The sequence below is a fragment of the Flavobacterium sp. KH_001 genome, assembly GCF_057840745.1.
In genome coordinates this window covers 1,766,707-1,781,171 of record NZ_CM174520.1, presented here as the reverse complement: position 1 = coordinate 1,781,171, position 14,465 = coordinate 1,766,707, and the positions used below count along the sequence as shown (strand labels likewise).

Here is a 14,465-nt window from a genome sequence, read left to right as displayed (position 1 = left end):
TAGTTACGAACGCAAAAATATACTTTTTATTATTTACTGTAACATGAAATACTATATTTTTACTTAGTAAAATAATTAAAAAATAATATCTAGTTTTCAACTTATGAAACAGCGCCTAATCTTATCTCTTTTTCTTTTTCCAATTTTGGCATTTTCCCAAATAAATGGGGGCTTCACAATAGATTGGAAAACTAAAAAAGAAATGAGTTTTGGAGATTTAAAAATAACCATTCCCTATTTTTCAGGCAACAGTTTCAGGTACGATAATTCAAAAAAAAGCATAACATTACTGCTCAATTTGAATCAAACTGACTATTCCAACTCTTCATCGATTCAAATTTCCAACATTATTTATGAATCGGTCTTACTATCGGACTTAGGTGATTTATCTCTTGAAAACATCCCCGCAAAACCAAATGAAACGTTAAAAATCGCTTCCTCAAGAGACAAAAGACAATTTTTTCTTTCTCTTTCGCCCCTCATTAAAGAAGGGAATAGCATTAAACGGATTCGGTCATTCTCATATAAAGTAAACAATAGCACATCCAAAAACAGCACTGCTTCTGTCACACAAAAATCGAGTGTTATTCAAAATTCTATATTAGCAAGTGGAGACTGGTACCGTTTTTATATCGAAAAATCAGGTGTTTATAAAATTTCAAAAGCATTTTTACAAAGTTTAGGATTTGACGCCTCTAAAGCAGACCCTAAAAGAATTAAAATTTATGGAAACGGAGGTAGAATGCTGCCTTTAATGAACAGCACTTATTATCCAGATGACCTAACAGAGAATGCTATTCAAATTGTTGGCGAATCCGATGGCATTTTCGACAATGAGGATTATATTCTTTTTTATGCCGAAGGAACGGATAACTGGAGCTCTGAGAGCCAGACAAATCTCAATTTATTTGACAACAAATCTTATTATTATATAACGGTAAGCGGTGGAGATGGTAAAAGAATTTCAAACCTGAATCAGCCTTCTGCAAGCACCACACTGGAGCTAAACACGTTTGATGACTATCAATTTCATGAAATCGACCAAACAAACATTGCACACTTAGGGCGCCAATGGTTCGGAGAATCATTCGACATTAATCAGGAACAGGAATTTACATTCGCATTTCCAAACCTCGAAACCTCAGTACCATTAAAAATTGAAGTCAACACCGCTTCAGCCGCTTACACTCCTACTTCATTTGCAATTGCCACCAACGGACAAAACATCGGCACTATTAACTTCAATGCATTGATACAAAGTTCAGAAACCAAATTTTACACCGAAAAACTACCTGCAAACACTACGTTTACCGGAGCCGAAAGCGTAAAAATAAAACTTACCTATAATAACAACGGCGTCCCGGGATCGAAAGGGTATTTGGATTACATCAATATAATTGCAAAAAGAAAACTTCTGGGAACAGGAAAACAATTTAAGTTCCAATACGATTTAGCCGGCTCTACACCCGGAATCGCAAATTACACTATTGGAAACGCAGCAGGAATTTCTCAGATTTGGGACGTTACAGACCTATATAATGTATCAAAAATAGAAAATCCCAATCAGGCCACTTTTAGCTTTAAAGCTTCTTTAGGAGAAATCCGAAAATATATCGCACTTGATCAGGCAGATTACTATACTCCTTTAAAAGAGAACCAATCAAAAATTGCCAATCAAAACTTAAAAGGAACTATTTTCAAAAACGCACAAAACAGTTTTCAGGATATCGATTATATAATTATTACCCCAAAATTTTTACTTTCTCAAGCCGAAAAATTAGCTAATTTTCATCGCTCTTATTCTAATCTAAATACAAAAGTAATAGCATTAGAAAATATCTATCAGGAATTTTCTTCGGGAAAACAAGATATAGCAGCTATTCGAAATTGTATTAAATATATTTATGAAAATTCTTCTTCGCCAGATAAAAGAATAAAATACGTAAATCTTTTTGGTGATGCCTCATACGACTATAAAGACCGAATTTCAAACAACACCAATATCGTACCTATATATCACTCACTAAATAGCAACACAATTGGAGAATCTTCGTTTGCCTCTGATGACTTTTACGGACTTATGGATCCGGACGAAGGAAACGTAACCTCGTTTTTTGGTGGCATTGACATAGCCGTTGGAAGAATGCTTGTTTCAGACAATGCCCAGGCCGGAGAAATGGTCAATAAAGTATTGGAATACCATGATATAAAATCGTATGGTAACTGGAGAAATAATTTTGTTTTGATCAGTGATGATTCCGACCAAAGTTCTGATACCTCGTTACAGTCGCGCCAAAACAGCTTAGCAGATGTTATTGCTACTGAAAAGCCATTTTTCAATATCGACAAGATTATTCTGGACTCTTACACGCAAGAAGCTTCAGCCGGAGGATCAAGATACCCAAAAGCAAGAAGCGACTTTTTCGATGCTTTTGAAAAAGGAGCTTTAGTCTTTAATTATTTAGGACATGGTGGTGAAGATGGTTTGGCAAGTGAAAGAATTTGGGAAAAATCAGATGGTCAAAACTTAAACAATCAATATAAATACCCTCTATTCATCACTATTACATGTGAGTTTTCAAGATTTGACGACCCAACAAGGCCAACAGCCGGTGAATATACTTTTTGGAATCCAAAAGGAGGTGCTATTTCTATGCTAACTACCATTCGTGCAATCGGTCAGTTTAATGCTGAAAATTTCAATGATAATTTAAGTAAAAATCTGCTCTCATACGGTTCAAACCAATACACAACAATTGCAGAAGCACTTCGAGTTTCAAAAAATGAAAACCCAAGTTATTCCAGTAACGTAATTTTTTATATTGGAGACCCTGCTTTGATGTTAGCAATTCCAAAACCTCGAATAAATTTAACAAAAGTAAATGATGTTGTGATCTCACAGCCAATTCCAGATCTTAAATCGTTGGCAAAAATTAAAATATCAGGTGAAATTACGGACGAAAACAACACTTTGTTAAGCAACTACAATGGTGAATTAGCCACCGCTATTTTTGACAAATTAATTACAGCTTCGACCTTAAATAATGATGGATATAGCCCTGCAATGTCATTTAAAACTCTTGGAGAGACTATTTTTAGAGGAAACGCAACTGTAACCAACGGTCAGTTTGAATTTAGTTTTGTTGTTCCAAGGGATATTAGGATAGCTGTTGACTACGGAAAAATCAGCTTTTATTCGAAAAAAAATCAGCTTTTAGAAAACCAATCAGGCTATAGCAGCGCAATTAAAATAGGCGGAATAAATGAAAATGCACCTCAGGACAATATTAGTCCAAAAGTGAAGTTATATATGAACGATGAAACTTTTGTTTCTGGTGGTATAACAAATAGCTCCCCATTTCTTTTGGCGCTATTAGAAGATGAAAATGGTATAAATACTGCCAGTGGAATTGGTCATGATATTATTGCAATTTTAGATGGAGATGTAAGTAATCCCTATATTTTGAATGATTATTATCAAACAAAACTAGACGATTATACCAATGGAAATCTACGATTTCCATTACGAGATTTAGCTCCAGGAATGCATACGATAAGTTTCACAGCGTGGGATGTTTACAACAATCCTGTAACAAGTGAAATACAGTTTGTCGTAGTGGGAGATGAATCATTAACATTAACACATGTTCTTAATTACCCAAATCCGTTTTCAACTTACACACAGTTCTGGTTTTCGCATAACAGACCTTACGAACCCTTAGATGTTCAGGTTCAGGTAATGACCATAACTGGAAAAGTAGTATGGACAAAAAATCAAATCATTACTACTGAGGGTTTTTTATCTAGAGAGATAACATGGGACGGAAAAGACGATTTTGGGGACCGAATCGGAAAGGGAGTTTACATTTACAAGCTTACAGTCAAATCTAATTTAACAAATAAAAAGGCAGAAAAATACGAAAAGCTTGTCATCTTATAATAATATATATATTTGTACCATAAATACCATTATTCCTATAAATGAAAAAAATATCACTTTTACTAATTTGCTTTTTAATTGTTTCATACGCAAAAGCACAAGAACGAGCAATTACCACCGGAGTTCCTTTTTTATTAGTAGCCGCTGATGCCAGAGCAGCAGGTTTGGCAGATCAGGGTGTAGCAACTTCAGCTGACGCCTTTTCTCAGCAATGGAACCCCGCAAAATATGCTTTTTCAGAAGACAAGCAAGGTCTATCGATCAGCTACACTCCTTATTTAACCGATTTGGCCAACGATATTTCACTTGGTCAGTTAACGTATTACAACAAAATCAACGACAAAAGTGCCTTCGCAGGAAGCTTTCGTTATTTTGGTTTTGGAGATATTGAACTAAGAACGACGGGAGACCCAAATGAAGCTGCAAGAATAGTATCACCTAACGAATTTGCATTAGATGGATCCTATTCTTTGAAATTAAGTGAAAAATTCTCCATGGCAGTTGCAGGAAGATATATTCGCTCCAATTTAAAAATTGCATCAGAAGATATTGATGCTTCTGCTGCAGGATCTTTCGCAGTAGATGTTGCCGGATTTTATCAATCAGAAGAAATTGCCTATACTGATTTTAATGGAAGATGGAGAGCAGGTTTTAATGTGCAAAATCTGGGACCAAAAATCAGCTATGACAATGATGACATAAGCGCTAACTTTTTACCAGCCAACTTAAGACTTGGTGGAGGTTTTGATTTTATTTTAGACGACTATAATAAAGTAAACCTTAGTGTCGAATTTACCAAATTATTAGTTCCTACTCCTCCGGGGCCAGGAACTCCGGTAGACGCTAATGGAGATGGTGACTTTACTGACCCAGGTGACATATCGCAAGAACAAGCGAATACCATTAATTACAATAATTATAACGACATAGGATGGGTTGAAGGCATTTTTAAATCTTTTACTGATGCGCCAGACGGTTTTAGTGAAGAATTAAAAGAAGTTACCTACAGTGTTTCCGGAGAATATATGTATCAGGATGCTTTTGCAGTTCGTGCAGGTTATTTCCACGAAAGCCCTGAAAAAGGAGCAAGACAATTCTTTTCATTAGGAGCAGGTTTCAAATATAACATTGTAAAAATCGATGTTTCTTATTTATTCTCAACTTCAAAAGTTAAAAATCCGTTAGAAAATACACTTCGTTTTTCTTTAACGTTTAACTTTGGCGACAAATACGAAACTTATTAAAGAGATAAAATAAAAAAAACAATAACAATCCAAATTTCTATTTTTTTAGGAATTTGGATTTTTTTTCCCATAAAAACAATGAAAGAAATAAGCGTTACATCATCATTTATAGCATATAACAATTTAGAGGAACTTTCAGCCGAAATTCAGGATCTAATGAATCAGGCTGTTGAAATTCGCAAAAAAGCATACGCTCCTTATTCTCAATTTAGAGTTGGCGCTGCATTACTTTTAGATAATGGAAAAATAGTTTTGGGATCAAATCAGGAAAATGCAGCCTATCCGTCAGGTTTATGTGCAGAACGTGTAGCCATTTTTCACGCAGGAAGTGTGTATCCGGAAGCTAAAATCTTAAAAATGGCGATTACAGCGGCTTCAGATACCAATCAAACAAAAGCTCCTATTCCACCTTGCGGTTCTTGCCGCCAGTCAATTGCCGAATATGAAATCAAGCAAGACACCCCTATAGAAATCTATTTTATGGGTGAAATAGGTGAAGTTTATCAATCAGCATCCCTGAAAAATTTACTTCCATTTATGTTTGATAAAAAGTTCTTGTAAAAAAAAGCCAAAAAGTAGCGTTTAAATTTTAGTTCTTAAATCTAATGTCTTATTTTTGCATCCCGACCTTTCGGGCGCAAATTTGTGGGAGGAAACTATTTTGCGTTATAGGCAACAATTGATAACACAAACAACTTTAGCAAAAGAAAGAATTCAGATGAAAGAAGTTACAAAAGAAGTATATTTAAAGTGGTACGAAGACATGCTGCTTTGGAGAAAGTTTGAAGACAAACTTGCAGCATTATACATTCAACAAAAAGTTAGAGGTTTTCTACACTTATATAATGGTCAGGAAGCTGTATTAGCGGGCGCTTTGCACGCTATGGATTTGACCAAAGACAAAATGATTACTGCTTACAGAAACCACGTACAGCCAATTGGTATGGGCGTTGATCCTAGACGTGTAATGGCTGAACTTTTAGGAAAAGCAACAGGAACTTCTAAAGGTATGGGAGGTTCTATGCACATTTTCTCTAAAGAACACCGTTTTTACGGAGGTCACGGAATCGTAGGTGGACAAATTCCGGTAGGAGCTGGTTTAGCTTTTGCTGACAAATATTTTGAAACTGGCGGTGTTACCATGACTTACTTTGGTGATGGAGCTGCAAGACAAGGTTCATTACACGAAGCTTTCAACATGGCAATGCTATGGAAACTTCCAGTTGTATTTATCGTTGAAAACAACGGTTATGCAATGGGAACTTCTGTTGAAAGAACTGCAAACCACACTGACATCTGGAAACTTGGTTTAGGATATGAAATGCCTTGCGGACCAGTTGACGGAATGAATCCTGTAAAAGTTGCTGAAGCTATGACAGAAGCAATTGACAGAGCACGTCGTGGAGACGGACCAACTTTCCTTGAAATGAAAACGTACCGTTACAGAGGACACTCTATGTCTGATGCACAATTATACCGTTCTAAAGAAGAGGTTGAAGAGTACAAAAAAATTGACCCAATTACACAAGTTTTAGATGTAATTATGGATCAAAAATATGCTACAGAAGAAGAAATTGAAGTAATTGACCAAAGAGTTAAAGACCTGGTTGAAGAGTGTGTGAAATTCGCTGAAGAATCTCCATACCCTGATTTACAACAATTATACGACGTAGTATACGCACAAGAAGACTATCCATTCACACCTCATAAACTATAATATATTATGGCGATAAAAGTAACAATGCCTCGTTTGAGCGATACTATGACGGAAGGAACGGTAGCGACTTGGTTAAAAAAAGTAGGCGATAAAATTAGCGAAGGAGATATCCTTGCTGAAATTGAAACAGACAAAGCAACAATGGAGTTCGAATCTTTTAACGAAGGAACTCTTTTACATATTGGAATTCAGGCTGGAGAAACTGCTCCGGTTGATTCATTATTAGCAATTATCGGAAACGAAGGAGAAGACATTTCAGCTTTATTGGCTGGTGGTGACGCTCCTGCTGCTGAAGCTCCAAAAGCAGAAGCTGCTCCAGCTGCTGAAGCAAAAACTGAAACTGCTCCTGCAAAAGCTGCAACTGAATTACCAAAAGGTGTCATAGTTGTAACTATGCCTCGTTTGAGTGATACAATGACAGAAGGAACAGTTGCAACCTGGTTAAAAAAAGTAGGTGATACTGTTGCTGAAGGTGATATCTTAGCTGAAATTGAAACTGACAAAGCTACTATGGAGTTTGAGTCTTTCAATGCCGGAACATTATTATACATCGGAATCCAGGAAGGAAATACAGCTCCTGTTGACAGTTTATTAGCTATCATTGGGCCTGCTGGAACTGACATTTCCGGAATTGCCGAAAACTATACTGCCGGAGGCGCTGCACCTGCAAGTGCTCCTGCAACTGAAGAAAAAGCTGCTCCTTCTGCTGAAAAAGCAACTGAGGCTGTTGCCGAAACTTCATCAAACGGAGGAAGAATTTTAGCTTCGCCTTTAGCTAAAAAAATCGCTTCTGATAAAGGAATCCAATTAACTCAGGTTAAAGGTTCTGGAGAAAACGGACGTATCGTAAAAAGCGATATCGAAAACTTTACTCCATCTGCGCAAGCTCAGCCTACTGCAACTTCTGCTGCTAAACCACAAGAAGCTGCTGCTCCTGCTGCACCAAAAGTATTTGTTCCTGCTGGAGAAGTTTTCACAGAAGAGATCAAAAACTCTCAAATGCGTAAAATTATCGCAAAACGTCTTGCTGAATCATTATTTACTGCGCCTCACTACAACTTAGTGATCGAAGTAAGTATGGATGACGCAATGGCTGCAAGAGCAACAATCAATACTGTTCCTGATACAAAAGTATCTTTCAACGATATGGTAATTAAAGCTTGTGCTTTAGCCTTGAAAAAACATCCAAAAATTAACTCTCAGTGGAAAGAAGATGCTATCATCATCAACCACCACGTTAATATTGGTGTTGCTGTTGCTGTTGAAGACGGATTAGTAGTTCCTGTATTGAAATTTACAGACGCTATGAGTTTATCTCAAATTGGTGCTTCGGTAAGAGATCTTGCAGGAAGAGCTAAAAACAAAAAACTTGGGCCACAAGAAATGGAAGGAAGTACTTTTACAGTATCTAACCTTGGTATGTTTGGTATTACTGAATTTAATTCAATTATCAACCAACCAAACTCTGCTATCCTTTCTGTAGGTGCAATTGTTGAGAAACCAGTAGTTAAAAACGGTCAGATTGTAGTTGGAAACACAATGATGTTATCATTAGCGTGTGACCACAGAACAATTGACGGTGCAACTGGTGCTCAGTTCTTACAAACATTAAAACAATACATCGAAAGCCCAGTTACAATGTTGGCATAATCGCTGTTAATTTTATATTTAAATCCCGTTTTGTTTACGCAAAACGGGATTTTTTATTTAATTTCATCCTCAAAATTCAATACTTCATAAAATGAAAAAACTAATCCTTGTAACTTTATTCCTGACAGCCATCGCCTGCCAGAAAAAAGAGCAAACCGAAAAACCAGCAGTTGTCGCAGACGAACACACGTTCTCTAAACCAGAACTTGCTGTAGTAAAACATTTGGATCTCGACATCAAAGTTGATTTTGATACGCAGACTATTTCAGGAAAAGCTTCCTGGAAAATTGACAATATAAGTAAAGGAAATGAAATTATATTAGATGAAAACACTCTTAACATTACTAAAGTAACTTTAGGAGATGAAGAAAAGGAAACTAAATTTGAATTGGGTGCAACAGTTGAATTTCACGGAAAACCACTTCATATTACTATTGAACCAAACACTACCAAAGTAAACATTTACTATAGCACAACCAAAGATGCAGTAGCCTTACAATGGCTAAATCCACAACAGACAGCGGATAAAAAGAAACCATTTGTTTTCTCTCAGGGAGAAAGTGTTTGGTCTCGCACCTGGATTCCATGTCAGGATTCACCGGGAATTCGTTTTACATATAATGCAAAAGTTACGGTTCCTAAAGATTTAATGGCTGTAATGAGCGCTTCAGTAAATCCGCAGAAAAAGAATGACACTGGCTTTTATACTTTTAAACAAGACAAAGCAATTCCGTCTTATTTAATGGCGATTGCTGTCGGAGACATTGAATTCAAATCGATTGATAACAGAACTGGAGTTTACGCAGAACCTTCTTTACTAAAAAAAGCTGCCTGGGAATTCGCTGAATTAGGAAAAATGGTTGGCGCAGCCGAAAAATTATACGGCCCATATCGTTGGGGACGTTACGATGTTTTGGTTTTACCTCCAAGTTTCCCTTATGGCGGAATGGAAAATCCAAATTTAACTTTCTTAACGCCAGGCGTTATTGCCGGCGATCGATCATTGACAAGTTTATTGGCTCACGAATTAGGTCACAGCTGGAGCGGAAATTTAGTTACCAATGCAACCTGGGATGACATTTGGTTAAATGAAGGATTTACAACTTATGTTGAACATAGAATTGGAGAAGAAATTTTCGGCAAAAAAGAAGCTGAAATGCAGGATGTTTTAACTCGCAAAGATTTGGACGATAATATTGCAGAATATGGCGCAACAAATCCGGATACTAGATTAAAAGTTAGTCTTACCAACAGAAACCCAGATGACGGAATCAGTCAAATTCCTTATGTAAAAGGATATAATTTCCTGAAAGTAATTGAAGCGGCGGTTGGCCGTGAAAAATTTGATCCGTTTATTAAAAACTATTTTGATGCACATGCTTTTCAATCGATCACAACAGAAGATTTCGTAAAATATCTAAAAGAAAACCTTATTAAAGATAACAAAGCACTGGCTGACAAAATCAAATTAGATGATTGGATTTACAAACCAGGAGTTCCATCAAACATTACTGCTGTTTCTTCTGATGATTTTACAGCAATTGATAATATTCAGAAAAACTGGAGAACGACCGGCGTTAAAGGATTAAGTGGCAAGATAAAATCAACTACCGAAAAACAGCACTTTATCGACTATTTACCTGCGGATATTACTATTGAAGAAATGACGGCAATTGATAATGAATTCAGTTTTACTAAAAACGGCAACTTTGTTATCAAGCGTCAATGGTTTATTCAGGCGATTCGTCATCAATATCAAACGGCCTATCCAGCAATTGAACAATTTATGATTGCAACGAGCAGAACCGGATCATTAATGTCACTTTATAAAGAATTAGTTAAAACCCCGGAAGGAAAAGTTTGGGCAAAACAAATTTTTGAAAAAGCAAAATCTGGATACCATGCAACAACTGTTCAGGCTGTTGAAGGTTTATTGAAATAAATTCCTTAAAAACAAAAACTCAAAAAAGAGGCTGTCCGAAAGTGAACTGCCCCCAAAAAGTTAGACACTATTTGGAGGCAGTTCAAAGACAGTCTCTTTTTTTATACACAATATTGTCATTTCGACAGAGGAGAAATCACATCCAGTACTTGACAAAGATTGGCGATTTTAGCCACGGAATTTCTTGTGTGATTTCTCCTTACGTCGAAATGACAAACTAAACGAAAATATTCTTATGAAAATGATTGCCATAGCCCCGATAGAAGTGGAAATCCTTTTGCTTTTTTCTTTAAAAAGCAAAAGATTGAAACGGATAGCGGGATTAGCTTCTAAAAAATACAACCTTATCACTTCAAAAAACACGCAGGGAAAATTGTCCATCACATAGCGTTAATTCTCCATGTTCTAAAATCTGTAATCGTCGCACCTTTGTAATGTCAAAAGACAACAAATAAATAACAACGTAAAAAATTAAATACAATGACACGATTAACAGCATTAAACCCAGAAGAAGTAACAGGAAAAACAAAAGATTTATTCAACGCTGTACAAGCTAAATTAGGAGTTGTTCCGAATATGATGAGAACAATGGGGAATTCTCCAGCAGTACTTGAAGGATATTTAAACCTAAGCGGTGCTTTGAGCCACGGAAAACTAAGCGCAAGAACAGGAGAATTAATCGCATTAGCAGTTTCAGAAAGCAATTCATGTGATTACTGTGTTGCAGCTCACACCTTCATTGGAGGAAAACTATTAAAAACTGACGCACAAGTTTTACAAGATGCAAGAACAGGAAATTCTGCCGACGTAAAAACGGAAGCGATTCTTCAATTTGCTAAAACATTAATCAGTAAAGGCGGATTAGTAAATAATGAAGATGTAGATACATTAAAAATTGCAGGAGTTTCAGATGCTGAACTTGCAGAAACTGTTGCTCATGTAGCTTTGAATGTTTTAACCAACTATTTCAACAATACAGCCAATACAGAAATTGATTTTCCGGCAGTTCCAAGTTTAGAGTTACAAAACTAAAAATACAAAAAACAGCTTATAAAGATAGTTGTGGATTCATTCATGACTATCTTTATATTTTTAAAAACGCTACAGATTATGAGCAATCAGAATGTTTTTACACTAATAAATCCGCAAACGGGAAATCTGGCTTTCAAACTTCTTCCGTTTGGCGACAACAGTCATTTTGATCATTTGCAACGTAATAATTTTTTCTCTTTAATTTGGGTCACCAAAGGAAAAGGAAAGGTAAAAGCCGATTTTGCCGAACATCATTTTGAAGAAAACTCCCTCCTCGCCTTCTCGCCTTACCAACCTTTTATGCTTTGCGTAAGCGAACCAATTGAAGGAATTGCAATTCACTTTCATCCCGATTTTTATTGCATTCACATGCATCAAAAAGAGGTTTCCTGCAGTGGCGTTTTATTTAATAATGTGTATCAGCCGCCTTTTGTCAAAATTACAGAAGAAGCTGCTGCAACTTTTAAAATGGTCTTAGATCAGATGAAAACTGAAATTCAAAACACTGATTTGGCACAATATGAATCTTTGGTTTCTTATTTGAAAATATTTTTGATTACAGCTTCCCGATTAAAAAATCAGCAACTAGAAGAAATGAAATCTGTTCCTAATTCTAAAGAACCTTTTATTCTGCAAAACCTAAAAGATGCTATTGAAGATCATTTCAAAACCAAACATTCTGCAGGACATTATGCAGACATGCTGAATATTTCGGCGAAAGCCTTGGCTAAATTATCGAAAAATTACTTCAACAAAACGCTGACCGATTTAATTGCGGAGAGAATAATCATTGAAGCCAAAAGAGAATTATACATGACCAATAAAACGGTAAAAGAAATCGCTTATGAATTGGGTTATGATGACGAACATTATTTCAGTCGATTTTTTAAAACCAATGCCGATGTTTCGCCACAATTATATAGAGAAACAGTTGGATTTGGGAAAATGGCAGACTAATTTTTGTTCTTAGCTTCTATCCATTTGGCCATGTACTTGGTGCTTTTTAAAGTGTGATGCTGAAGCAAACTTCCCATAAAATTTTGCAGACGATGGCTTTCAGAATCATTCAACAGCGAATTAATTTTTGTAATTAAAGCAGTCGAGTATTTACTTAATTGATAACATTCATTCACGATGGCAACTCCATTTTTTTGAGATTGTTTCCACAAATTTTCATCATGATATAATTCAACTGCTTTCTTCGCAAATGTTTCAATATCATCTGTAATAAAACCATTCCAGGGCAAATTAGCATGCATCGCTTCGGAACCAATTGTTGTAGTTACACTTGGTGTCCCGCATTGCATGGCTTCTAATAATTTTCCTTTTAAACCAGCTCCAAAACGAATCGGTGCCAAAACTATTTTCGCATTTTTTACCACTTCATTTGCATCTGCAGCTCTTCCCATTATAAAAAAGCCATTTTTAGGCTGATGCAACTGCAATACTTTTTGCGAAGGATAAGCACCATAAATCTCCAAAACGGCTTCTGGAAATTGATTTTTAATTAAAGGCCAAATCGACTCTTTTAAATATTGAACGGTATTCCAATTGGGTTCATGAAGAAAATTTCCGATGAAAACAAAATTTTTGCGTTCTTCAAATAGAGGCAATTTCAAAAGATCCAATTCGGACATTTCATAAACCAAAAATGGCAAATAATACAATAAATCCGAATCAATTTTAAAAACCTCTTTCAAAACTTTCATTTCAAATTCGGAAATAATAAATGAGAGATCGCATCTTAAAATACTGGCAATTTCACGTTTAGCTACTTCTTCTGATAATAAATCATTCAATGCAAAAGTTCTGTTTTCTTTGAAAGCTTTTTGTCTTGCGGTTCTTAAACAATGTAAATCTTCAGTATCTAATAATCGAATCGCTTTTGGACAATTTTCAGCCACACGCCAGCCAAATTGCTCTTCAATCATAAAACGATCAAACAAAACAACATCCGGATTTAATTCGATTACAAAATCATCAAAACTGGTATTATTCAATTCAATTGATTTTTTCTCTACTCCAAACTCAGATAAATTGACCATAAAATCGCTATCCATAGCCGGACTCGCAAATGTAATTTGAAATCCATTTTGCTTAAAAATAGAAATCAATTGCATCATTCTACCACCAGCCGCAGACGAATTTGGTTCGGGCCAAACAAAACCTATAATTAAAAGTTTTTTGATCTGATTCATTTTATTTGTTTCAAGTTACAAAATAATACTATTTTGCGCGGATTTGCACCAAATTTGCCGACTTTCGGTCATAAAAAAACACTAATTTTGCAGAATACTTTTTTCTATAAAATTATGTTAGGATTAAAATTAGCCACAGACCCCCGTTGGGTAAATATCGTAGAATCGAATATCGAAGAAATTTTGACGGATCATGCCTGGTGCGAGCAGAAAGCAGCTTCAAATGCAATCAGTTTAGTTACTTATAATTCTGAATTAGAGGAATTAGTAACCGAAATGCTAGTTATTGCACGAGAAGAACTAGAGCATTTGCAGATGGTTCACGACATTATTAAGAAAAGAGGATTTACGCTGGGGCGCGAAAGAAAAGATCATTATGTAAATGAGCTTTTTAAATTCATGAAGAAAGATGGAAGCCGAAAAGACGCACTTTGCGATCGTTTATTGTTTTCGGCAATGATTGAGGCTCGAAGCTGTGAGCGTTTTAAAGTACTTTCTGAAAATATAAAAGATGAAGAATTAGCCAAATTCTATCGTGATTTAATGATTTCTGAAGCTGGACATTATACTACCTTTTTAGGATTTGCAAGAAAGTATGCAGATAATGTTGATGTTGACAAACGTTGGAAAGAGTGGATAGAATATGAAGGCTCGATCATTACGAATTACGGAAAAAACGAAACAGTTCACGGATAATTACTATTTATTCGAATCTTATTCTTTATTATTTAAATACATCCAT

Annotated in this window: 10 protein-coding genes; 9 read left to right on the top strand and 1 reads right to left on the bottom strand. The window is 35.8% G+C overall.

Features of this window, described 5'->3' with window-relative positions; all coding sequences use genetic code 11:
* Positions 1–103: 103 nt before the first annotated feature.
* The 8 genes from porU (at position 104) to AC3ITQ_RS07755 (ending at position 12,482) form a co-directional block, all read left to right on the top strand.
* The gene (gene porU / locus AC3ITQ_RS07790; RefSeq protein ID WP_489237823.1) at positions 104–3,940 is read left to right on the top strand and encodes a type IX secretion system sortase PorU; all 3,837 of its coding nucleotides are present in this window, start codon (positions 104–106) and stop codon (positions 3,938–3,940) included.
* Positions 3,941–3,981: 41 nt separating this feature from the next.
* Positions 3,982–5,184, top strand: coding sequence for a type IX secretion system outer membrane channel protein PorV (gene porV / locus AC3ITQ_RS07785; RefSeq protein ID WP_489237821.1), 1,203 nt, complete (start codon positions 3,982–3,984; stop codon positions 5,182–5,184).
* Positions 5,185–5,262: 78 nt separating this feature from the next.
* Positions 5,263–5,745: a cytidine deaminase gene (gene cdd, locus AC3ITQ_RS07780; RefSeq protein ID WP_489237819.1), complete on the top strand. Its 483-nt coding sequence runs from the start codon at positions 5,263–5,265 to the stop codon at positions 5,743–5,745.
* Between the two features lie 157 nt (positions 5,746–5,902).
* Complete coding sequence (pdhA, locus tag AC3ITQ_RS07775) at positions 5,903–6,901, top strand: pyruvate dehydrogenase (acetyl-transferring) E1 component subunit alpha (protein WP_489237817.1); 999 nt, start codon at positions 5,903–5,905, stop codon at positions 6,899–6,901.
* Positions 6,902–6,907: 6 nt separating this feature from the next.
* Positions 6,908–8,551 (top strand): dihydrolipoyl dehydrogenase family protein, encoded by a 1,644-nt coding sequence (locus AC3ITQ_RS07770; RefSeq protein ID WP_489237815.1) that lies wholly within the window; start codon positions 6,908–6,910, stop codon positions 8,549–8,551.
* A gap of 91 nt (positions 8,552–8,642) precedes the next feature.
* Positions 8,643–10,493, top strand: coding sequence for a hydrolase/aminopeptidase (locus AC3ITQ_RS07765; protein ID WP_489237813.1), 1,851 nt, complete (start codon positions 8,643–8,645; stop codon positions 10,491–10,493).
* 480 nt (positions 10,494–10,973) lie between these two features.
* Positions 10,974–11,525: a carboxymuconolactone decarboxylase family protein gene (locus AC3ITQ_RS07760; protein WP_489237812.1), complete on the top strand. Its 552-nt coding sequence runs from the start codon at positions 10,974–10,976 to the stop codon at positions 11,523–11,525.
* A 78-nt stretch (positions 11,526–11,603) separates the two neighbouring features.
* Positions 11,604–12,482: a helix-turn-helix domain-containing protein gene (locus AC3ITQ_RS07755; RefSeq protein ID WP_489237810.1), complete on the top strand. Its 879-nt coding sequence runs from the start codon at positions 11,604–11,606 to the stop codon at positions 12,480–12,482.
* On the opposite strand, the gene AC3ITQ_RS07750 is transcribed toward AC3ITQ_RS07755, so the two are convergent.
* Complete coding sequence (locus tag AC3ITQ_RS07750) at positions 12,479–13,723, bottom strand: glycosyltransferase (RefSeq protein WP_489237808.1); 1,245 nt, start codon at positions 13,721–13,723, stop codon at positions 12,479–12,481. The genes AC3ITQ_RS07755 and AC3ITQ_RS07750 overlap by 4 nt on opposite strands.
* Before the next feature lie 114 nt (positions 13,724–13,837).
* Between AC3ITQ_RS07750 and AC3ITQ_RS07745 the strand changes: the two genes are divergently transcribed.
* Positions 13,838–14,419 (top strand): MiaE family protein, encoded by a 582-nt coding sequence (locus AC3ITQ_RS07745; RefSeq protein ID WP_489237807.1) that lies wholly within the window; start codon positions 13,838–13,840, stop codon positions 14,417–14,419.
* Positions 14,420–14,465 lie beyond the last annotated feature (46 nt).

What these genes read in the sequence shown, in the direction of transcription:
- porU (WP_489237823.1), top strand. Translation starts at nt 104, where the DNA reads ATGAAACAGCGCCTAATCTTATCTCTTTTTCTTTTTCCAATTTTGGCA.
- porV (WP_489237821.1), top strand. Translation starts at nt 3,982, where the DNA reads ATGAAAAAAATATCACTTTTACTAATTTGCTTTTTAATTGTTTCATAC.
- pdhA (WP_489237817.1), top strand. Translation starts at nt 5,903, where the DNA reads ATGAAAGAAGTTACAAAAGAAGTATATTTAAAGTGGTACGAAGACATG.
- AC3ITQ_RS07760 (WP_489237812.1), top strand. Translation starts at nt 10,974, where the DNA reads ATGACACGATTAACAGCATTAAACCCAGAAGAAGTAACAGGAAAAACA.
- AC3ITQ_RS07770 (WP_489237815.1), top strand. Translation starts at nt 6,908, where the DNA reads ATGGCGATAAAAGTAACAATGCCTCGTTTGAGCGATACTATGACGGAA.
- AC3ITQ_RS07765 (WP_489237813.1), top strand. Translation starts at nt 8,643, where the DNA reads ATGAAAAAACTAATCCTTGTAACTTTATTCCTGACAGCCATCGCCTGC.
- AC3ITQ_RS07755 (WP_489237810.1), top strand. Translation starts at nt 11,604, where the DNA reads ATGAGCAATCAGAATGTTTTTACACTAATAAATCCGCAAACGGGAAAT.
- AC3ITQ_RS07745 (WP_489237807.1), top strand. Translation starts at nt 13,838, where the DNA reads ATGTTAGGATTAAAATTAGCCACAGACCCCCGTTGGGTAAATATCGTA.
- cdd (WP_489237819.1), top strand. Translation starts at nt 5,263, where the DNA reads ATGAAAGAAATAAGCGTTACATCATCATTTATAGCATATAACAATTTA.
- AC3ITQ_RS07750 (WP_489237808.1), bottom strand. Translation starts at nt 13,723, where the DNA reads ATGAATCAGATCAAAAAACTTTTAATTATAGGTTTTGTTTGGCCCGAA.